The sequence below is a fragment of the Allobosea sp. 10L422 genome (assembly GCF_056395345.1).
Window position 1 is genome coordinate 83,773 of sequence record NZ_JBFTJI010000008.1, and the last position, 20,444, is coordinate 104,216.

20 protein-coding genes are annotated in these 20,444 nt (G+C 66.2%); 8 read left to right on the forward strand and 12 right to left on the reverse strand.

Going from position 1 to position 20,444, the window contains the following annotated elements:
* Window positions 1-29 precede the first annotated feature (29 nt).
* The 3 genes from AC1DEZ_RS16855 to AC1DEZ_RS16865 are packed head-to-tail and all read right to left on the reverse strand — an operon-like array spanning window position 30 to window position 2,483.
* Window positions 30-1,682 carry a sensor histidine kinase gene (locus tag AC1DEZ_RS16855; RefSeq protein WP_476780082.1) on the reverse strand — a complete coding sequence of 551 codons (1,653 nt, stop codon included), beginning with the start codon at window positions 1,680-1,682 and terminating at the stop codon, window positions 30-32.
* On the reverse strand, window positions 1,682-2,272 hold the full coding sequence (locus AC1DEZ_RS16860) for a sigma-70 family RNA polymerase sigma factor (protein ID WP_441509923.1): 591 nt from the start codon (window positions 2,270-2,272) through the stop codon (window positions 1,682-1,684). Before AC1DEZ_RS16860 ends, AC1DEZ_RS16855 begins: the two co-directional genes overlap by 1 nt.
* Complete coding sequence (locus AC1DEZ_RS16865) at window positions 2,259-2,483, reverse strand: NepR family anti-sigma factor (protein WP_476780083.1); 225 nt, start codon at window positions 2,481-2,483, stop codon at window positions 2,259-2,261. Before AC1DEZ_RS16865 ends, AC1DEZ_RS16860 begins: the two co-directional genes overlap by 14 nt.
* A 212-nt stretch (window positions 2,484-2,695) precedes the next feature.
* Between AC1DEZ_RS16865 and AC1DEZ_RS16870 the strand changes: the two genes are divergently transcribed.
* From AC1DEZ_RS16870 to AC1DEZ_RS16880, 3 genes are all read left to right on the forward strand, one after another.
* Window positions 2,696-3,490, forward strand: a complete 795-nt coding sequence (locus AC1DEZ_RS16870; protein WP_476780084.1) for a response regulator — start codon at window positions 2,696-2,698, stop codon at window positions 3,488-3,490.
* A gap of 131 nt (window positions 3,491-3,621) precedes the next feature.
* The gene (locus AC1DEZ_RS16875) at window positions 3,622-3,786 is read left to right on the forward strand and encodes a hypothetical protein (RefSeq protein ID WP_441509926.1); all 165 of its coding nucleotides are present in this window, start codon (window positions 3,622-3,624) and stop codon (window positions 3,784-3,786) included.
* Between the two features lie 284 nt (window positions 3,787-4,070).
* Window positions 4,071-4,628, forward strand: a complete 558-nt coding sequence (locus tag AC1DEZ_RS16880) for an extensin-like domain-containing protein (RefSeq protein ID WP_476780085.1) — start codon at window positions 4,071-4,073, stop codon at window positions 4,626-4,628.
* A gap of 7 nt (window positions 4,629-4,635) precedes the next feature.
* Here the strand turns inward: AC1DEZ_RS16880 and AC1DEZ_RS16885 are convergent, their stop codons facing one another.
* Window positions 4,636-4,875: a hypothetical protein gene (locus tag AC1DEZ_RS16885; RefSeq protein ID WP_476780086.1), complete on the reverse strand. Its 240-nt coding sequence runs from the start codon at window positions 4,873-4,875 to the stop codon at window positions 4,636-4,638.
* 110 nt (window positions 4,876-4,985) lie between these two features.
* On the opposite strand from AC1DEZ_RS16885, the gene AC1DEZ_RS16890 reads away from it, so the two are divergent.
* Both AC1DEZ_RS16890 and AC1DEZ_RS16895 read left to right on the forward strand, forming a co-directional pair.
* A complete protein-coding gene (locus AC1DEZ_RS16890; protein ID WP_476780087.1) occupies window positions 4,986-5,480 on the forward strand; it encodes a DUF992 domain-containing protein in 495 nt (164 codons plus the stop codon).
* Between the two features lie 223 nt (window positions 5,481-5,703).
* On the forward strand, window positions 5,704-6,081 hold the full coding sequence (locus tag AC1DEZ_RS16895) for a response regulator (RefSeq protein ID WP_476780088.1): 378 nt from the start codon (window positions 5,704-5,706) through the stop codon (window positions 6,079-6,081).
* 36 nt (window positions 6,082-6,117) lie between these two features.
* Here AC1DEZ_RS16895 and AC1DEZ_RS16900 read toward each other — a convergent pair whose 3' ends face one another.
* The 6 genes from AC1DEZ_RS16900 to AC1DEZ_RS16925 form a co-directional block, all read right to left on the reverse strand.
* Window positions 6,118-7,506, reverse strand: coding sequence for a sensor histidine kinase (locus AC1DEZ_RS16900; protein WP_441509931.1), 1,389 nt, complete (start codon window positions 7,504-7,506; stop codon window positions 6,118-6,120).
* A gap of 88 nt (window positions 7,507-7,594) precedes the next feature.
* Window positions 7,595-8,020 (reverse strand): hypothetical protein, encoded by a 426-nt coding sequence (locus AC1DEZ_RS16905; protein WP_476780089.1) that lies wholly within the window; start codon window positions 8,018-8,020, stop codon window positions 7,595-7,597.
* A 2-nt stretch (window positions 8,021-8,022) separates the two neighbouring features.
* A complete protein-coding gene (locus AC1DEZ_RS16910) occupies window positions 8,023-8,382 on the reverse strand; it encodes a glycine zipper domain-containing protein (protein ID WP_476780090.1) in 360 nt (119 codons plus the stop codon).
* Window positions 8,383-8,491: 109 nt separating this feature from the next.
* Window positions 8,492-9,625: an AI-2E family transporter gene (locus AC1DEZ_RS16915; protein WP_476780091.1), complete on the reverse strand. Its 1,134-nt coding sequence runs from the start codon at window positions 9,623-9,625 to the stop codon at window positions 8,492-8,494.
* Window positions 9,626-9,713: 88 nt separating this feature from the next.
* Complete coding sequence (gene polA, locus AC1DEZ_RS16920) at window positions 9,714-12,755, reverse strand: DNA polymerase I (protein ID WP_476780092.1); 3,042 nt, start codon at window positions 12,753-12,755, stop codon at window positions 9,714-9,716.
* Window positions 12,756-12,943: 188 nt separating this feature from the next.
* On the reverse strand, window positions 12,944-13,882 hold the full coding sequence (locus AC1DEZ_RS16925; protein ID WP_476780093.1) for an aldo/keto reductase: 939 nt from the start codon (window positions 13,880-13,882) through the stop codon (window positions 12,944-12,946).
* Window positions 13,883-14,098: 216 nt separating this feature from the next.
* Between AC1DEZ_RS16925 and AC1DEZ_RS16930 the strand changes: the two genes are divergently transcribed.
* Entirely contained in the window at window positions 14,099-14,938 is an 840-nt protein-coding gene (locus tag AC1DEZ_RS16930; RefSeq protein ID WP_476780094.1) for a universal stress protein, read from the forward strand.
* 45 nt (window positions 14,939-14,983) lie between these two features.
* On the opposite strand, the gene typA is transcribed toward AC1DEZ_RS16930, so the two are convergent.
* Both typA and AC1DEZ_RS16940 read right to left on the reverse strand, forming a co-directional pair.
* On the reverse strand, window positions 14,984-16,807 hold the full coding sequence (gene typA / locus AC1DEZ_RS16935) for a translational GTPase TypA (protein WP_441509938.1): 1,824 nt from the start codon (window positions 16,805-16,807) through the stop codon (window positions 14,984-14,986).
* A gap of 153 nt (window positions 16,808-16,960) precedes the next feature.
* Window positions 16,961-18,247: a TAXI family TRAP transporter solute-binding subunit gene (locus AC1DEZ_RS16940; RefSeq protein ID WP_441509939.1), complete on the reverse strand. Its 1,287-nt coding sequence runs from the start codon at window positions 18,245-18,247 to the stop codon at window positions 16,961-16,963.
* A 114-nt stretch (window positions 18,248-18,361) separates the two neighbouring features.
* Here AC1DEZ_RS16940 and AC1DEZ_RS16945 point away from each other — a divergent pair, with 114 nt between their 5' ends.
* The gene (locus tag AC1DEZ_RS16945; RefSeq protein ID WP_476780095.1) at window positions 18,362-19,045 is read left to right on the forward strand and encodes a phosphoribosylanthranilate isomerase; all 684 of its coding nucleotides are present in this window, start codon (window positions 18,362-18,364) and stop codon (window positions 19,043-19,045) included.
* Window positions 19,042-20,289, forward strand: a complete 1,248-nt coding sequence (gene trpB / locus AC1DEZ_RS16950; protein ID WP_476780096.1) for a tryptophan synthase subunit beta — start codon at window positions 19,042-19,044, stop codon at window positions 20,287-20,289. Before AC1DEZ_RS16945 ends, trpB begins: the two co-directional genes overlap by 4 nt.
* Window positions 20,290-20,444: the final 155 nt, after the last annotated feature.

Consider the following 20,444-nt stretch of genomic DNA (forward strand, 5'->3'; position numbering starts at 1 on the left):
AGTCCCGCTCTGACTTGGAAAGAGCTCGGTCAGGACGTATGACTGACACGCCAGCGGCCAAGCGAACCGCCTTGAGGCTCTGCTGTCTGCACCGCCTCGATCTGGGCGAGGAGGCCGGCAAAAATACGCGGCGGCGCGCCGTGGCTGATCTCGCGATCGGCGTCGAGCCAGACCTCGATCGTGTCGTCGTCGATATCGACGACATTGACCGTGACGCGCACGCCCGGCGTGCTGCGCAGCGCGCGCGAAGCGACATCAGCCACAAGAAATCCGAGCGGGATGATGCGATCCACCGAAAGCGTCGCCGCCGTATCGATCCGGCTCGTCACCCACTGATCGCGGCTGCGGATCAGATTCGAGATCATCGTGACGACGTCGTCGAGGAAGAGATCGACGCGGACCGGCTGCATCTCTCCGTCCGCCAGCGTGAAGCGATAGGCTGCCGAAAGGACATGGACGCGACATTCGGCATCGGCGAGAGCCAGCCGGGCCTCGTCGCGGTAATCGCGCTTACTCAGGCCGATATAACTCTGGACGACCTGCAGGCTGTTCTTCACCCGGTGATGCAGCTCACGCACGAGGAAACGGTTGTCGTCCAGGGCGGTTTGCAGGCGGCGCTGACGCACCTCCTGCTCGTCGACCATGGCGTTGAAAGCTTCCGCCACGCTGCGGATATCGCTCGGCATGTCCTCGGCGAGCGCCACTCTCGCCCGCCCGGACGAAGCCCGCGCACGGGCCGCCGCTTCGATGCCGCGCAGCCAGCGGGCGCAATGCTTGTCGATCGCGCGCAGGTAGACGACGCAAAGCAGTGCAAGAGTGGTCAGCGGCGCGAGCAGGAGCACGAAGAACTGCAGGCGCGCGGCTTGGGCCGGCCCGTCGTCGAAGCTGGCGATGACGTAGAAGTCGGGATCGGCGACCATCCGGGCCGAATAGACGCGATCGGGACCGGCGCGACTGGGCGCCGTCCAACGTTCGCGGCCGTTCGGAACCCGATTCTGTTGCGGCAGCCAATTCATATCCGCATCGTCGCCGCGGTTGGCCACGATGTCACTGCCCCGGCCGATCAACGCGACATTCATGTCCCGCCGCCCATCGCCAAGATCGAAGACGTTCTCCAGCAGCTCCGGCGCGGTCAGGAGAAGTGCCTCTTGCAGACCCCTGCCGGCCGTCTCCGGGTCGGCCATCAGGATGGCGAGATAACGCCGGCCGGCGAGCGTGACCTGATCATAGCGGATTCTGCCGAGATCGGCGCCGTTCCAGTTCGCGACGGAAGGAAGCTTTGCCAGCTGTCTGGCGACGTCGCCCAGTGTCTCCTTCGAGAGATCGGCATTGAGAGAAGCCGCGCAGATGCGACCATCGGCGCTGCGCAGGAAGAAGGCGTGGAAGCCGCTCGCCCGCTGCATCGCTTCCAGCCCCGCTTCCTCGCAGACAGCAGGATCGACGCGCGGATCGCTCGCCATCGTTCCAAAGGCGAGCAGTGCGCGCGAAGCCCCCCGGTACCAGACGCGCGTGCGCACCGCGAAATCATCGACCGCGCGCAGCTGGGCTGCCTCGATCGTCGCGACGGCAGCGCGATAAGTGGCATAGGCAGCGAAAGCCGTGGCGCAAGCAACCGGGACCGCAATAGCGATCAGAAGGGCCAGAAGGCGCCCTCGAACGGTGCTGAACCGCGCCAGACGCATCAGGAGCCGACTGGTTCGGAACCGACCCTTTGCATCGCGGCCGCGCTGGTGCGGTCCGGCCCAAGATCGTCGACGCCACCGATGGAAAGCAGCTCGGCGAGCTTCGTCCGAGCGCGGTTCACCCGGCTCTTGATCGTGCCGATCGCCACGCCGCAGATGTCCGCCGCCTCCTCGTAGGACAAGCCGGTCGCGCCCACCATGATCAGGACTTCACGCTGCTCCTCGGGAAGCTTCGCCAGCGCCTTGCGGAAATCGGCGAGGTCGAGATGGCTTTCCTGATTGCCATGCGTCGCCATCCTCTCGGCATAGGTGCCTTCGCTGTCCTGCACCTCGCGCCCGCGCTTGCGATAGAGCGAGTAATAGGTGTTCCGCAGGATGGTGAAAAGCCAGGCGCGCAGGCTGGTGCCCGGTTCGAACTTGTCGGAGTTGCCCCACGCCTTGAGAAGCGTATCCTGGACGAGATCGTCAGCGAGCTGCATCGACCCCGACAACGAAGCCGCGAAGGCGCGCAAGTTCGGGATTTCGCGAATCAGGCCGTCCTTGAACTCGTTGGCAGCGCGGGAAGCCTGAGGGAGATCATTTGCACTCATCGGACGACGCTCCGGCTGCGCGCAGTTCCGTCGCTTCGAGCTGCGCCAGCAGCACAAGGAATTTGTCCGGGACAGGTGCGTTCACAATGTCGTCGTAGTGCGCCTTGAGCGAGCGACCTATGGATTCCTGCACCTTCGCATCCAGAACCAGTTCGAAGTCGTCATTGTCGCCTCCGTCCGGCTCGGACATCGCTGTATCCACGTTGCTCATCTCAGCCCTCGCGCCGCAACCGGGCCTGCTTTTCCAGCAAGTCCCGCACTTCATCTCTCTGTCGGCGAAACCAGAGCCAGATGGCGGTGGCGACACCAATGCGCCCTAATAACAGCCGCGATTTCAAAAGGTTCCGCATCCGGCAAAAAATAAATTCCTTGTCAGCGGCTCATCCTAAGCCATTATCCAGGCACGATAAAAGGGACGCGTTCATGTCTATCGCAAAAGAAATTGCGCCTCATCTTCCTTACCTGCGCCGGTTCGCGCGCGCCCTCAGCGGCACTCAGGCCAGCGGTGACGCCTATGTCGTCGCAATGCTGGAAGCGCTCGTCGCCGATCCATCAGGCTTTCCTCGTGGCATCGATCCTCGCGTCGGTCTCTATCAGTCCTTCCTGAAGCTGTGGTCCTCGGCCGGCGTCGATACCAGCGAGCCGATCGTCGAGCTCACGCGGGCTCCGGCCGAGCGCAATCTCGAGGCGCTGACGCCAAGGCCACGGCAAGCCTTCCTGCTGCGAACCGTCGAGGGCTTCTCGATCGAAGAGGTCGGGACGATCATGGGCGTCGACACGACCGAGGCGGCCGCGCTCGTCCAGACCGCCGGCCAGGAGATTGCCGAGCAGGTCGCGACCGACGTGCTGATCATCGAGGACGAGCCGATCATCGCGCTCGACATCGAGACGATGGTCGAGGAACTCGGCCACAGCGTCACCGGCGTGGCCCGCACGCAGCGCGAGGCGATCGCGCTGGTCGGCAAGAAGCGCCCCGGCCTTGTGCTGGCCGATATCCAGCTGGCCGATGGCAGCTCCGGGCTCGATGCGGTCAACGAGATCCTGACCTCGATCGACGTGCCCGTGATCTTCATCACAGCCTACCCTGAGCGGCTGCTCACGGGCGACCGGCCGGAGCCCGCCTTCCTGATTACCAAGCCGTTCCAGCCGGAAGCGGTGAAGGCCGCGATCAGCCAGGCGCTGTTCTTCGATCGGCGGGCCGGCCGCAAGGCCGCCTGAGCCCCTTTACTTGCTGATCAGAAGCCCGCGGCGCGCCGCGGGCTTTTTTTGTCGCGCCCGGAACCAGCACCGCCGCCGCACGTTCCGCAACACGATGTCGGTTTGGTTTTCGGTGCGGGAGGGCATGGACCATGGCGATGACCTGCTTGTCGGCAGCGATCGCAGCGATTTCGGTCGCGGCAACGCTGTTTTCAGGAGCCGTGGCACCGGGCGCCATGAGCGGCGAGATTCTGTCACTGGTACTGGCCGCATTGACCAGCCTGGCTGTGGCGGGAGCAGCCGCTCTCGACAGCTGATCCCGGCAAGTCGCCTCGGCGGTTCAGCCGCACGAATTCTTCTGCTGACCGCAGTCGGCCTCGTCTCCGCGTCAGTCCGCGCGGAGGTCGCGTCACCGCGGTTCCAGGGGTCCGTGCCAAGTTGGTCCCTGCAAAGATTGCCGCCGCCGCGGCCCGCAGAGCTTCCGGCGCGCACGCCCGCTCCTCCCCCGGAGCAAGCCAAGCCCTCGCCCCCCCCGCCCGCCCAGCCTTCCCAGCCCTTGCCCCAGACGACAAGCGTAGAGCCCCAGGCTTGCCTCGTCAGGATGGCCTCCATTCCCGGAAACAGGTTGGAGTCTGCCGTTTCGAAAGTTTCGAAGGCCGACCCCGCCTGCCGCGTGGACGAGCCGGTCCGCCTCCACGCGCTGGCAATCCGGGGCAGCGCATCGGGACAGACGGTGACCTTCGAGCCGGCGCCGCTGATCAGCTGCGCGATGGCATCGGCCATCGCAGACTGGCTCGACACCAGCATTCAGCCCTTGGCGCGCGGATATTTCAACCTCAGCCTCACCGCGATGCGTGTCGGCGGCGGGCAGGAATGCCGGCGACGCAATGGAGCTTCCACCGGCCCGATCAGCGAGCATGCGAGCGGTCAGGCCTTGGACATCTTCGCCTTCAAACTCGCGGAAGGCGGCACGTCGGAAACAGTCCTGGTCGAGAAGCCCTCCGGCCTTGTCCAGAACCGCTTCCTCGACGCAGTCCGTCAGTCGGCGTGCGGGGCGTTCATGACGGCGCTGGGGCCGGGCTCCGACGCCGCCCATGCCAACCACCTGCACGTCGATATCCAGACGCGACGTTCGCGCACATCACGTTTTTGCCAGTAGGGGAGATCTAGGCGCCAGTGTCGAAGCGCAGCAGGAAAGACCGGGATTCCGGGGTATCATCAACCCCGTCGCCATCGACAAGCCGCGGAGCGGCGCGCCGCGCCGCCATCACAGCCAGCGCCGCGTCGCAATCAAGTCCGGTCGCCAGCAGATCCTCAAGCTCCCAGAATGGCGGAAGAGCCGCCTCGGAGGCCTGGTCGTGGATTGTTGGGATTTCTCCCCGCAGACGACTCACGGACATCGACATTCCCATGCCAAGATAACGAGTCAACGCAACAGGCTAGCTTTGGTTCCCTTACGGCGGAACTGTGGGTTTCTTGGGGCGTTTCGATCGGTCCACCGCCAGGAGCATATGCGATGATTACTGGGCATTCCCGATCCAGCCTTGCCCTCGCCGCCTTCGCAGGCCTGGCATGCCTGACCAGCCCGGTATCGGCCCAGCAGCCGACCGGGCCGTCCACCGGGCGGCTATCCTGCACGCTCAGCAGCCCCCCTGCCGCAACGGTGACGACGCAGAAGCCGATGGAGTGCCGCTTCCGCCCCAGGCGCGGGCCGCTCCAGCAATATACCGGCGTCGTCCGCGGCTTCAGCATGGATCTCGCGTCGATTCGCAGCGCGGCGATGGCCTGGCGCGTCTTCGGTCCGTATGCACGCGCGCCCCTCGGAGCGCTGACGGGTCAGTACAGCGCGTCGGGGACGGGCGCCGGAACAAGCGGACATGTCCTGAACGGGGGAGAGAAAAACCAAGTGACCCTGCAGCCGCTGCCGTTCCAGGGCCATCGCGGCATCAATGTCGCGACGGGCGTGACCGCCCTGGAACTGACGCTTGTGCCTCCCGGCAAGCGGCGCTGAAAGACCGACATTCGATAGGGCGGGAACGCGTTCCCACGACCTGATCAAAACCTCTGGGCCAGCGTGATCCTCCCCGAAGAATTACTTTTCGCTAACCTTGACCTGGCAAAATTGACTCAAAGTCAACGTTTCTACCCCACTATCGAGATGGAAGCAGGAACATCGCCAATCCCATGACGTTATCGAGACATCATGGGGTTGCAGAGTGAGAAGCCGCCGGTCGATGGCTGATATCCGCGTTCTGATCGTCGAAGATGACCCGTTCATCGCCATGGACATCGAAAGTGCCGTGGCGGAGCAGCTAGGCGCCGAGGCCGAGCTGATCGTGGTCGAATCCGTCGCCGAAGCACACCGCGCCGCGGCTAGAAAATTGTCCTGCGCGCTGCTCGACATCGACGTCGTCGACGGCAAGACCTTCGACGTCGCGCGTGCTCTTCAGAAAGCCGGAACACCCTTCGCTTTCGTCTCGGGATCGGCTCCGAGCGATGTTCCCGCCCCTCTGCGCAGCGAACGCTTCCTGCGCAAGCCGTTCTCGATTGGCGAAGTGGCCCGTTTCGTCGTGAATGCGATCGGGGCCCGCGACGAGGCCACCCAAGGCTAGCGGCCAAGCGCTCGATCACCGCACAAACTCAACGCATCAAGGCGAAGGCTGCGAGTTCTCCCGCTTCGGAAACGTCAACGTCACACGCGTCCCGGGCCGTTCGTTCCCCGGGCGCAGCGGCTCGGTCGTCATTGTGGCCCGCATGCTGCGCAGCAGGCTCGCGATCACCGTCTGTCCCAGGCCCTTATTCTCGGCTGCGGCGGGCAGACCGACGCCATCGTCCTCGATCGACATGGTGAGGGCCGGCGCGTCCTCAGCGTCTTCGCGTGCGAAGCGGATCATGACTTTCCCGGGCATACCGTCCGGAAAAGCATGCTTGATCGCGTTGGTGACGAGCTCGTTGACGATGACGACGAAGGAGACGGCATCGCGCCCCGGCAGGCGGATCGAATCCATATCGAGATCGATGGTGATCGGGCGACCTTCCGCCGCCTTGCCGATCTCGGCGAGCAGGTCCTCCATATAAGGGCGCGCGTCGATCTCGTCCGTCTCGATATCGAGGCGCAGCCGCCTCTGGCCGGCCGCGATCGCCTGGATGCGCGACTGCGCCTGAGCCAGCGCTGCCTTCACCGCCGGCTCCCGCGTCTGCCGGCTCTGAACGTTGAGCAACGCCGAGACCATAGCCAGGTTGTTGCCGACACGGTGATTGACGTCGCGCAGCAGCGCCTCGATCCGCAGATGTTCGTTCTCGAGCTGCCTGGTCCGTTCGCTGACGATCTTTTCGAGCTCGGCATTGCTGAGCGCCAGCGCCAGGCTGCGGCGCTGGCGCCGGCGCAGCTGCTGCCAGGCGGCGAACGCCAATCCCGCCAGCGCGATGACGATACCCGTGCTGCCCCAGAGCCGGCGGCGCTCCTCCCGGCGATAGAGAGACAGGAGGCGGACGTTCTCCGTCTGCTGGATCTCCCGCACCGTGTCGCGCAGCCGATCCATCGCGTCGTTGCCGGTGGCATCGCGCACGAGGGCCAGCGCCTCATCGCGGCGCCCTGCCCGCTCGAGCACGATCGTGCGGTCGAGCTCCTCGAATTTAAGGCGCATGTCGTCGCGCAGTTTGGCCACCTGCGCCGTCTGGAGCGGATCGGCATCGACGAGGGCGGCGAGGATATCGAGCTCCGGCCCGGCTGCCGCCCGCCCTTCCGTGAAGGGTTCGAGATAGCTCGCCTGGCCCGTGAGGAGATAGCCGCGCTGGCCGGTCTCGGCATCGCGGAGCCGGCCGAGGAAGCGCTCGGCCCGCTCGCGGATCTCAACGGCATGCGCGGCCGAGTCGGCGGCCTCGCGCGCCTGCTGGTTGATCCACGCAGCCACGACGATCGCCACGGCAACGACGCCGATCGCAATGATCGTGGTCGTCGCCGAGCGAAGCCGCGTGCCGAAGGCCGGGAGGGCCGGAAGCGAAAATCGACTGCGTGTGCTCACTTGGGCAGGCATGCCAGCCTTGTTAAAGGACGCATGCCGATATCCCTATGTAAAATGACACAGGCCGTCCACCGCGGCGGCGCCGAACAGGTCTGTGAGGTCACGCCTCGTCCTTGTCCTTGTCGCCGCCGGCAACGATCTGTCGGCCGAGAATGGCGCCGAGCACGACTACGCCACCGGCGACAGCTATGCGCCAGCTCAGCCGCGGACCGATCAGCTTTGCGGCCAATGGCGCTGCAGCGAGCGCCGCCGCGGCGGTCGGGCGCGGCGGCCGGCGCCGGTTCTTGACGAAAAGCCCAATGCTGAAGGCCAGCAGAGCCGCTGCAAACAGCCCTCCCGCGATCCACAGGCTCGCAGCGATCGCGCCGTAGCGAAGCGCCAGCAGCGTGTGCAGGGCGTTCAGCGCGTAGCCGGCCGCGCAGAGCAGCAGCAAGGCCGCAACACCGAACAGGCCGTAAACGGTGACGTTGCGCTTCACCGCCCCGGAAACCTCCGAAGCGATGAAAGATCCGAGCCCCCCCAGCATGGTCAGCGCGCCGACAGATAGCCGACGAACAATCCGACCGCGGCCGCCAGGCCGAGGGCGCGCAGCGGGCGCTCGCGGATCTCGTCCTCGATCAACCTCTGCAACTCGGTGGCCTGCTCCTTGGCGACATCGACCATCTTGTCGGTGTCGACGCCGACGGCGCGCAGCCGATCCGTCACGGTCGCCGCGATTTCTTCGGCGCTGCGGGTCAAGGTGTCCTCGAGCGCGCTCGTCTGCCGCTTGGCACGGGCACCGGACTGGCGCATCTCGGCCGCAACATCCTCGGCACCCGCCTCGACTTCGGCCTTGGCGCGCTTGGCGGCCGCGGCCGCCTGACGTTTCGCGGATGTCGTTGTTGCCATGGCGATCGGTTCCTGTCGCTTTCCTGAAAGGGGATGGTGCCGGGGCGGCTGCGCCGCCGCAAGAGGCCCCGCCGCTGTCGCAACGCGCCCGGCCGCGGTTCTGTTCCGGCTAGGCCGCCTGGGCTTCCTGCGCCTCCTCGCCGTCAGCCTTGGCCTTCTCGCGGCGATAGCGGGCGAATTCCTCCTGCGCCACCATGGCGACGATCACGATCGGCGTCGAGAGCACCGCTCCGATCGGCCCCCAAAGCCAGAGCCAGAAGATGAAGGCGATGAAGACGAGGAAGGGGGAGATCGTCAGCCGATTGCCGACGAAGACCGGCGTCACGGCATTCCCTTCGACGAGATGGAGGGCGTAGTAGGCCGCGGCCGGCCAGAGCGCGGAGAGAAGTGACGGTGCATCCAGGAGCGCGCCCGCCAGCAGCAGAACGGCGACGATCGCCGGACCGATGAAGGCGAGATAGTTGAGCAGGAAGGCGAGCGCACCCCAGAAAACCGGGAAAGGCAACCCTGCCAACCAGGCAATGGCCATGGTCAGCACGCCCATCCCGAGATTGATCACCGTCACCAAAGCGAAGTAGCGCGCCACCCGGGTCTCGATCTCCTCGAAGAACGAGCCGGCGGATCGGCGCGCACCGCGGCCGAGGCAGAGCCTGAGGATCCGGGCCTTGAGGTGACGCCGTGTCGCCAGCCAGAAATAGACGGTGGCGACAAAGATCAGCATGCCGCCCGCGGCCGCCGAGGACGTCAGGGCGATATCGAAGAGCGGGTTGCCCTGGGAGACGCTGAGCTCGGCGCCCTTGCCCGTCATCGCGGCGATGCCGCGCTTGAACTCGTCCATGAAGGCGAAGACGCCGGCGAGCTTGGTCTGGAGGGCCGCCATCATCGCGGGGGCCTGATCGCTCCAGCCTGCGACCGGCACGGCAAGGATCGCGACCGCTCCGAGCAGCAGGCCAATGAAGAACAGAACCACGAGCGCCGATGCCGCCTGCTGCGGCACGCCATAGCGAACGAGCCCGTCGGCCAGCGGGCCGAGCACCAGCCCGAAGATGACGCCTGCCATGACCGGCATGGCGATGACCTTGGTCAGCGCGAGCGAGGCCGTCGCCAGGATGACGAAGATGCCGACAATGGCGTAGCGGACGATGAGATCATGCTCGTAAGCCGTGACCTCGGCGCTTTCCTCCACCGGATCCGGTTCCGCCATATAACGCGGAAACGGCCGCCAGGCCGATGAGCTGAGCATGTTCCTGCTTCCAACGCGTTAGAGCACGCGCCCCCCTGGCGCGTCGGTAGCGTCAACGCGGGATGGATCGGCCCGGTTCCCGGCGGCCTCAGTGCGCCTCGTCCCAGTTGTCGGCGGCGCGGGCCTCGACGGCGAGGGGCACCCTGAGCTGCACGGCCGGATGCGGGGCTTCGACCATCACCTTCTCGATGATCGGCAGGGTCCTTGCGACTTCCTCCTCCGGCACCTCGAAGACGAGCTCGTCATGGACCTGCAACAGCATCCGGGCATTGAGCCGGTTGGCGGCCAGTGCGTTGTCCATGCGGGTCATGGCGCGGCGGATGATGTCGGCGGCCGAGCCCTGGATCGGTGCGTTGATCGCCTGGCGCTCGACGAAGGCGCGCTCCGACGGGTTCTTCGAGGAAACCGCCGGGAAATGGCAGACCCGGCCGAAGATCGTCGTGACCTGGCCGTGGGCGCGCACATGGGTCTTGGTCTGGTCCATGTAGTCGCGGATGCCGGGGAAGCGCTCGAAATATTTGCGGATATAGGCGCTCGCCTCCTCGCGGCCGATGCCGAGCTGGTTGGCGAGGCCGAAGGCCGAGATGCCGTAGATGATGCCGAAATTGATCGCCTTGGCGCGGCGGCGCACCTCGCTCGGCATGCCCTGCACGGGCACGCCGAACATTTCGGAGGCCGTCATCGCGTGGATGTCGATGCCATCCGCGAAGGCCTGCCGGAGCTGCGGGATCTCGGCGATATGGGCGAGCAACCGCAATTCGATCTGGCTGTAGTCGGCCGAGACGAGCTTATAGCCCTTCTCGGGCACGAAGGCCGTTCTGATCTTGCGGCCCGCTTCCGTGCGGATCGGGATGTTCTGCAGATTGGGCTCGGAGGAGGAGAGCCGGCCCGTCGTCGTCGCCGCCAGCGCATAGGAGGTGTGGACCCGGCTGGTCTGCGGGTTCACATAGCCCGGCAGCGAATCCGTATAGGTCGATTTCAGCTTGGCGAGCTGGCGCCATTCGAGAATTTTCGAAGGCAGCGCGTGGCCCTGCTCGGCGAGATCCTCCAGCACGCCGGCGCCGGTCGCCCATTGGCCGGTCGCGGTCTTCTTGGCGCCTGCCAGCCCCATCTTGCCAAACAGGATGTCACCAAGCTGCTTGGGACTGCCGATGGTGAACTTCTCGCCGGCAAGCTCGTAGATCTCGTCCTCGAGCCGCGCCAGCCCCTGCGCGAAATCGCCGGAGAGGCGCGACAGGATCTGCCGGTCGATGGCGATGCCGCGCGTTTCCATGGCGGCGAGCACGGCGACCATCGGCCGCTCCAGCACCTCGTAGACCGCGGTCTTCTTCTCGGCGGCCAGCCGCGGCTTCAGCGCGAGCCAGAGGCGCAGCGTGACATCGGCATCCTCGGCGGCATAGTCGGTCGCCTTGTCGAGCGGCACCTTGTCGAAGGTCACCTGCGATTTGCCGCTGCCGGCCACCTGTGCATAGGGGATCGTCTCGTGGCCGAGATGCAGCTCCGAGAGCTTGTCCATGCCGTGGCTGTTRKTGCCGGCATCSAGCGCATAGGARATSAGCATCGTGTCCTCGATCGGGGACACGGAGAGCCCGTGGCGCTCCAGCACCAGTAGATCGTATTTCAGATTCTGGCCGATCTTGAGCACGCCCTTGTCGGCAAGCAGGGGCTTCAAGGCCGCGACGGCCTGCGCCAGCGGGATCTGCTCCGGCAGCAAGCCCTCGTCGAAGAGGCCGCCATCCCCGGCACGGTGCTGAAGTGGGATGTAGCAGGCGCGGCCGGGCGCAACCGCCAGCGAGATGCCGACGAGATCGGCCTGCATCGCGTCGAGCGAATTCGTCTCGGTATCGAGAGCGACATGGCCGGCCTGATAGGCCCAGCCGATCCAGCGTTCGAGATCGGCGAGCGTGCGCAGGCATTCGTATTTGGAGCGGTCGATCTTGGCCGCGATCGCCTCGTTCTTGCGGGACGCGGCCAGATCGGCTGGCTTCATCCAGCCGGCCTCGCCACCGCCGGCCTCCGGCGCAGTCGCGGCCGGCGACGGCGCAGCGGGGCCGGTGGCAGAGACGGCGTCCTCTATGGCATCGGCGCCGGCATAGAGCGCCTTGAGCTCGGCCGCGCGCGAGCCGCCCGGCGCCAGCGCGGGATCGGGGTCGATCGCGCCGACATCGGCCTCATAGGCCTCGGCGACGCGCTTGGTGATGGTGGTGAATTCCATCGCCTTGAGGAAGGCGACGAGCTTCGCCGGGTCCGGCTGTTCGAGCGTCAGGTGTTCCAGCGGCGTCTCGACCTTCACATCGTCGACCAGCGTGACGAGCTTGTGCGAGATGCGGACCTTCTCGATCACTTCCGGATTGGTCAGCGTCTCCCGGCGCTTCGGCTGCTTGATCTCGCCGGCCCGCGCCAGCAGGGTTTCGAGATCGCCATATTCGCCAATGAGCTGCGCGGCCGTCTTGATGCCGATGCCGGGCGCGCCCGGCACATTGTCGGTGGCGTCGCCCGCGAGCGCCTGCACATGCGTGACCTTATCCGGCGTGACGCCGAAATACTCGACCACCTCCGGCTCGCCGATGCGGCGCTCGGCCCGGAAGCCGGCACCCTTCTTCTGGTCGCCGGAGGCGGGGTCGTACATCGCGACACCCGGCCCAACGAGCTGCATCAGGTCCTTGTCGGCGGAAACGATCAGCACCTCGGCACCGGCCTCGCGGGCCTGACGGGCATAGGTCGCGATCAGGTCGTCGGCCTCGTAGACATCCTGCTCGACTGGGATGAGACCGAAGGCGCGCACCGCCTCGCGCATCAGCGGGAATTGCGGGATGAGATCGGCCGGCGGCTCGGAGCGGTTGCCCTTATAGGCGGGGTAGATCGCCTTGCGGAACGAGTTCTCCGACTTGTCGAAGACGATGGCGAGATGAGTCGGCCTGACGCCGAGCACGCCTTCACGCACGAACTGGAAGAGCTTGGTGGCAAAGAGCCTGACCGCGCCGGAGGGCAGACCGTCCGATCGGGCGTTGTATTTCCGGTCCTGGTTGATCGACTGGAAATAGGCCCGGAAGATGAAGTTCGAGCCGTCGACCAGAAAGAGGTGGTCGCCGGGCTTCAGGGCGGGGGCGTTCGTGGCTGCATCGCTCATGGCGCGGACCATAAGCGGGCGCAGGCAGCGGGTCCATTGCGATGGCGGCGCGACGTGCAAGAAGCTGTCAGGAATGGCGGCGCCCAAGCCGTCATGCTCGGGCTTGACCCGAGCATCTCTTTCACCAGTGCACGCTTGTCCTGAGATTCTCGAGTCCGCGCGATGCGCGGCCCGAGAAAGACGACACGTTACTTCACGATCGCATCGATCTCCGCCAATTCCTCGGCGCTCAGCGCCCAGTCGGCCGCTCTGACGTTGGCCGCGACCTGCTCGGGCTTGGTCGCGCCGGCGATGACGCTGGAGACGACCGGCTGCGCGGCGAGCCAGGAGAAGGCGAGCTCGACGAGGCTGTGGCCGCGCGCCTCGGCGAAGGCAGTCAAACCCTCGATCCTGCGCCAGTTATCCTCGCTGAAGATCTCGCCGGCACGCTGCGGCAGCTTGGTCAGGCGTGCGCCTTCCGGCATCGCCGCGCCGCGCTTGTACTTGCCGGTCAGTGCGCCATTGGCGAGCGGGAAATAGGGCAGGAGACCCATGCCGTAATGGGCGATGGCCGGGATCAGGTCCTTTTCGGCGCCACGCTTCAGCAGGCTGTACTCGTCCTGCGCCGAGGCGAAGCCGGGAATGCCGAGATCGCGCGCCGTCCATTGCGCATCGGCAACCTGCCAGGCGACGACGTTCGAGCAGCCGACATAGCGGACCTTGCCCTGGCGGACGAGGTCGTCGAGCGCGCGCAGCGTCTCCTCGATCGGGGTCAGCGCATCGGGCCGGTGGAGCTGGCAGAGATCGATCCAGTCGGTCTTGAGACGGCGCAGCGAATCCTCGACCGCACTCATGATGTAGCGGCGCGAACCGCCCTTCTTCACGCCCTCGGCATCCATCTCCATGCCGAACTTGGTCGCCAGCACAATCTGCTTGCGCCTTGCGCCGAGCACCTCGCCCAGCGCCGTCTCCGAGCCGCCGCGCTCGCCATAGACATCGGCGGTGTCGAACAGGGTGATGCCGTGCTCGATCGCAGCATCGACCACCTTGCGGGTCGCGTCGAGATCGATGCGCCCGCCGAAATTGTTGCAGCCGAGCCCGACGAGCGAGACGCGCAGGCCCGAACGGCCGAGATTGCGGAATTGCATGGCAGTGATCCTCCTCCGGAAGGCGCACACAGGATCAGAGCCGGGACAGGCCGACAAGCGCAGCCGCCGTCACCCAGGCACTGCGCCCCGCGCAGAACGGAGACTTCGATGCCGACGCGCCTCCGGTTTCCCCTGGGGCATTTGACCCAGCGCAAGGCGCAGGCAGAATGATCCGGCAAACGTGTGCCGGACATTGCCCAACAACCGGAGATTTCGATGGCCCCGTCGATCAAGAGCGTCTTCACCGCCTATACCGAGGAAGGTCTGGGCGAGCATGACACCGCGCTGGGCTATGCCCTGTCGCTCGCCGAGCAGGCCGGCGCGCATCTGACGATCCAGGCGGCGGCGATGCGCTACGCCGTTCCGGCCTCGTTCGTCGGAGACTTTGGCGCCAGCTTCGTCAACGTCGAGAACCGCCGCATCAGCGCGCTCGCCGAGCGCTTCGCCGAGCACGCCAAGACCAGCGCCGGCCTCGCGGGCGTAACCAGCACCATCGAGACGCCACAACTGGTCTATGCCGAGCTCGCCGACCGGCTCGTCAGCGAAGCCCGCGTCCACGACCTTACCGTGCTCGATGTCGAGAAGGACGCGGCAGAGCGCGACCGGGGCCTGATCGAAGCCGCTCTGTTCGACAGCGGCCGGCCAGTGATCATCGTGCCGCCAGGTGCCGAAGCCTTTGCCGCCAAGCGCATCCTGATCGCCTGGGACGGCAGTGCGGGCGCCGCGCGCGCGGTCGCAGAAGTCCGGCCGTTCCTGAAAGGTGCCGAGGTCGAGATTCTCTCCGTCACCGGCGAGAAGGATCTGTCGCGCTTCGTCGCGGGAACGGAGCTGGCGCCGCATCTGGCGCGCCACGGCGCGTCCGTGACCGTTCGGAACGTCGCGGTGAGCGGAAAGAACGATGTGGCCGAGACGATCCGGCAGGCGGCAGCGGATTTCCGCGCCGATCTGATCGTCTGCGGCGCCTACAAGCATTCGCGACTGCGCGAATGGCTGCTCGGCGGTGTCACGCAGTCGCTGCTGAAGTCCACGCCGCTGCCGCTCTTGATGAGCCGCTGAACCGGGCCGAAATGAAAAGGGCCGCCAATATGGCGGCCCAATTCCTCAGGCCACTTCGGCCTTCTGCTTCTGCGAGCGCTTGCGCTCGTTCGGGTCGAGGATCGCCTTGCGCAGGCGGATCGACTTCGGCGTGACTTCGACGAGCTCGTCGTCGTCGATCCAGGCCAGCGAGCGCTCCAGCGTCATGCGGATCGGCGGGGTCAGGCGGACCGCCTCGTCCTTCGACGTCGTGCGGATATTGGTGAGCTTCTTACCCTTGAGCACGTTCACCTCGAGATCGTTCTCGCGGGTGTGCTCGCCGACGATCATGCCCTGATAGACCTTCCAGCCCGGCTCGATCATCATCGGGCCGCGATCCTCGAGGTTCCACAGCGCATAGGCCACGGCCTCGCCGGTCTCCATCGCGATCAGCACGCCGTTGCGGCGCCCGCCGATCTCGCCCTTATAGGGCAGGTAGTCATGGAACAGCCGGTTCATGATCGCGGTGCCGCGCGTGTCGGTCAGCAGTTCGCCCTGGTAGCCGATCAGGCCACGGGTCGGGGCGTGGAACACGAGACGCAGGCGATTGCCGCCCGACGGGCGCATCTCCAGCATGTCGGCCTTGCGCTCCGACATCTTCTGCACGACGACGCCGGAATGCTCCTCGTCGACGTCGATCACGACCTCTTCGATCGGCTCGAGCAGCTGGCCGTCCTCGCCACGCTTCAGCACCACGCGGGGACGCGAGACGCCGAGCTCGAAGCCCTCGCGGCGCATCGTCTCGATCAGGATCGCGAGCTGCAATTCACCGCGGCCGGAGACGATGTAGCTGTCCTTGTCGGAAGCTTCCTCGATCTTCAGCGCCACGTTGCCCTCGGCCTCCTTGAACAGGCGGTCGCGGATGACGCGGGTGGTGACCTTGTCGCCCTCGGTGCCGGCGAGCGGGGAATCGTTGACCATGAAGGTCATCGACACCGTCGGCGGATCGATCGGCTGCGCCTTGATCGGGGTCTCGACCGAGGGGTCGCAGAAGGTATCGGCGACGGAACCCTTCACCAGGCCCGCGATCGAGACGATGTCGCCGGCGACGGCCTCCTCGATCGGCTGGCGCTCCAGCCCGCGGAAGGCGAGGATCTTCGAGATGCGGCCGGTCTCGACGACCGAGCCGTCGCCGGAGAGCACCTTGACGGTCTGGTTCGGCTTGGCCGTGCCCGAGGTCACGCGGCCGGTGATGATGCGGCCGAGATAGGGGTTGGCCTCCAGCAGCGTGCCGATCATGCGGAACGGGCCTTCCTCGACGGTCGGCTCCGGCACATGGGAGAGGATGAGGTCGTACATCGGCGCGAGGCCGTTGTCCTGCGGGCCCTCCGGCGAATGGGCCATCCAGCCCTGCTTGCCCGAACCGTAGAGGATCGGGAAGTCGAGCTGCTCGTCGGTGGCGTCGAGCGCGGCGAAGAGATCGAAGACCTCGTTGATGACTTCGGTGACGCGTGCGTCGGGCTTGTCGACCTTGTTGATCGCCACGATCGGGCGAAGGCCGAGCTTCAGCGCCTTCGAGACCACGAACTTGGTCTGCGGCATCGGGCCTTCGGCCGCGTCGACCAGCACGATGGCGGAGTCGACCATGTTCAGGATGCGCTCGACCTCGCCGCCGAAATCGGCGTGGCCGGGCGTGTCGACGATGTTAATGCGCGTATCCTTCCAGACGACCGAGGTCGCCTTGGCCAGGATGGTGATGCCACGCTCCTTCTCGAGGTCGTTCGAATCCATCACGCGCTCGATGACGCGCTGATTGTCGCGGTAGGTGCCAGACTGCTGCAGCAGCTTGTCGACGAGCGTGGTTTTGCCGTGGTCGACGTGCGCGATGATGGCGATGTTGCGCATGGACATGCGGATAGGGCCTTGCTTTCAAGGCCACGAGCCGGTCAGGTTCGAAGCCCTGCCGGCGCAGCCAGTTTCACGTGAATCCGGAATTCGTTGCGCTGCACATAAACGCTGGAAGGCGTTTCGGCAACCGTTGAGGCTGCCGAAAGGTGAGCATGCTCAGACTTCGGCCAGTGCCCGCTGCCGCTCGGCAACGGCCCGGCCGACCTGATCGATGGCAAGCCGGTAGGCGGCCAGAGCGGCGGTATCGAGGTCGCCCTTGGCATAGTCGGCGAGAACGCGGGTCAGAATCTGGTCCGCCTCGCGCCCGAGCCGGGCGAGTTCCGCCTCGTCCTCGCAGGAGCGGATCACGGTAAGCAACTCCAATAGCTCGTCGAGGCCGGACATGGCGCGGCGGCGCCGGTTGGCGCTGTCGCGGCTGAGCAGCGCGGCGCCGCCGGTGCCAACCGCCGACAGGGCCATCGCACCGATATAGAACCAATCGCCGTAACGATCGAAAAAGGTCTCCTGCTCGCCGTCGATATAAGCTGCGGCGCCCGAATGGACCGGCAGCGGCGCGTCCTTGTCGGTCGAGGGAGTTTCCAGCGCCTGCACTGCCGGCACCTCCCCCGCAAGCGTCAGTCTCAGACCGAGGACGTCCTTGGTCAGGTCGCCGACCAGATTGTCGTCGAGGCTTTGCGCAGCGACGAGGCGCGAGGTGATCGAGATCGTCTGCAGGCCCTCGGCCGGCCGGGGCGGGTCGCCGCCCAGCGCGCCGCGGACGATCTCACCGGATTCGATCGCGCGATAGTGAGCCGCCAGCGCGTCGGCCTCGCGGATCGGGATCAGGACCGGGTCCTCGCCCCAGGCGGTCCGCAGGCGGCGCAGGCCTTCATTGTTGGTGTGCGAGCCGACGGCATTGATCGAGAAAAACACCTCGATGCGCCCCTCCTTCGCCGCCGGGATCACCTCGTCGGGCGCCAGGGCGACGATCTCGACATCCTCGGGCCGCACCTCGTACTGCGTCAGGACGCGCTTGAGCAGGGTGAGATTTCCCGGCGGGTTGCGGATCACGCCGACCTTGCGGCCGCGCAGATCGGCAATGCGGGCGATGGCGCTCTCTTTGGTCGTGATGAAAAAGGGAAAGGTCCGCCGGGTGATCAGAACCGTGTCTGCGGTGGAAGGCATGGCGATGTCGGCCCGCAGCATGGCAAGATCGGCCTGTCCGGCATCGATTTTCTTCGCACTGTCCTCGGAGCCTTCCGTCAGGATGAGGCGCAGGCGGATGGCGGCCTTGTCGCGGTTGAGGCCCTGGACGAAGGCCGCCGCCATACGCGCATCCTCGGAGCCGAGGGGGCCGACAGCCAGACGCAGCGTGTGCGGCTGGCTGACATAGTAAAACCCCGCGGCAGCGAGGCCGGACATGGCGAGCAATGCCGCCAAAACCGCCAGACCGCGCCTGCCCATGCCCAGCCGGACCAATCCGTGCCCCCTTCGTCGCCCCGTTCAGCATGACTTCCTTCGCCATCATGTCGCAAGTACGGCATGCACCGGCGAACGGACCATGCTAAAGGCTCGGCCATGTCGATTGGCTCCCCGTTCCTGGTCAAGATCTGCGGTCTCTCAACCCCCGAGACCATGCGTGCCGCGCTCGATGCCGGCGCGGACATGATCGGGCTCAACTTTCACCCGAAGAGCCCGCGCTTCGTCACGCCCGAGCGCGCCGCCGAGTTGGCCGACATGGCACGCGGCAAGGCCGAGATCGTCGCGCTGGTCGTGGACTGGGACTTGCAGCGCGCCGCCGAACTGGCCCGGTTCCTGAAGCCCGACTGGCTGCAGCTTCATGGCTCCGAGCCGCCGGAACTGGTCTCAGCCATCGCCGCGGCAAGCGGCAGGCCGGTGATGAAGGCGCTCGGCATCGCCGAAACCGGCGATCTCGCAGCCATCGCGGCCTATCGCGACGTGGCCGGCCGCATCCTGCTCGACGCCAAGCCGCCGAAGGACGCGGCCTATCCCGGCGGCCACGGCCGGCCCTTCGACTGGACGCTGCTCGCCGATCTCGACCCCGGCTTTCCCTTCATGCTATCGGGCGGGCTCGATCCGGCGAATGTCGCGGACGCTATTCGTATCGCCCGGCCGGCGGCCGTCGACGTCTCCTCGGGCGTCGAAAGCGCGCCGGGGGTCAAGGACCCGCAATGGATCGCGGAATTTATCGCGGCGGCCCGCAAGGCCGCTGCGGCAGTACAGGAAGGCTCGAGCGCATGAACGCCCCCTCCAACCCCAACAGCTACCGCAACGGCCCCGATGAGAACGGCCGCTTCGGCCTGTTCGGCGGCCGCTTCGTCGCGGAGACGCTGATGCCGCTTATCCTCGAGCTGGAGCAGGCCTATAGCGCAGCCAAGGCCGATCCGGCCTATCATGCCGAGATGACGGACGGGCTGAAGCATTATGTCGGCCGGCCCTCGCCGCTCTATTTCGCCGAACGACTGACCGAGCATTTTCGTAGTCAGTCGACGGCCTCCGGCCTATCGGGCGGCGCCAGGATCTACCTGAAGCGCGAGGAGCTGAACCACACCGGCTCCCACAAGGTGAACAACGTGCTCGGCCAGATCCTGCTGGCGCGGCGCATGGGCAAGAAGCGCATCATCGCCGAGACCGGCGCCGGCCAGCATGGCGTCGCGACCGCGACGCTCTGCGCCCGCTACGGCCTCGAATGCATCGTCTATATGGGCGCGGTCGATGTCGCCCGTCAGGCTCCCAACGTCTTCCGCATGCAGATGCTCGGCGCCACCGTCGTTCCGGTCGAATCCGGCACCAAGACGCTGAAGGACGCGATGAACGAGGCGCTGCGCGACTGGGTGACCAATGTCGCGACGACGTTCTACTGCATCGGCACGGTCGCGGGCCCCCATCCCTACCCGGCGATGGTGCGCGACTTCCAGTCGATCATCGGCAAGGAGACCCGCGAGCAGATGCAGGAGGCCGAAGGCCGCCTGCCGGATTCGCTGATCGCCTGCATCGGCGGCGGCTCCAATGCGATGGGGCTGTTCCACCCCTTCCTCGACGACGCCTCCGTCGAGATCTACGGCGTCGAGGCCGCCGGCCACGGCATCCCGAGCGGCCTGCATGCGGCCTCGCTCACCGGCGGGCGCCCCGGCGTGCTGCACGGCAACCGCACCTTCCTGCTGATGGATGATGACGGGCAGATCAAGGACGCCCACTCGATCTCGGCCGGGCTCGATTATCCCGGCATCGGCCCCGAGCATTCCTGGCTGCACGATGTCGGCCGGGTGAAGTACCTCTCGGCCACCGACGAGGAGGCGCTGGAGGCGTTCCAGCTGATCTCCAGGTTGGAGGGTATTATTCCAGCGTTGGAGTCGGCGCATGCCCTCGCCCGCGTCGCCGAGCTTGCCCCGCAGAAGCCGAAGGACCATCTGATGGTGGTCAATCTCTCCGGCCGCGGCGACAAGGATATCCCGCAGGTCGCGGAGATCCTGGCGGGACGCTGATCGTCGCCTCGCACGCCCAAAGTTCTTGCCTCGAGGCTCTCGACTCCCGGTATATAATCGGCAACCATGAGTTGTTCAGGCGCGTTCGCGCCGGAACTGCTGCATGAGGCGGGACCGGGCCGGTGGGGGACAGCGGTAGCGACAGCTGTTCGATC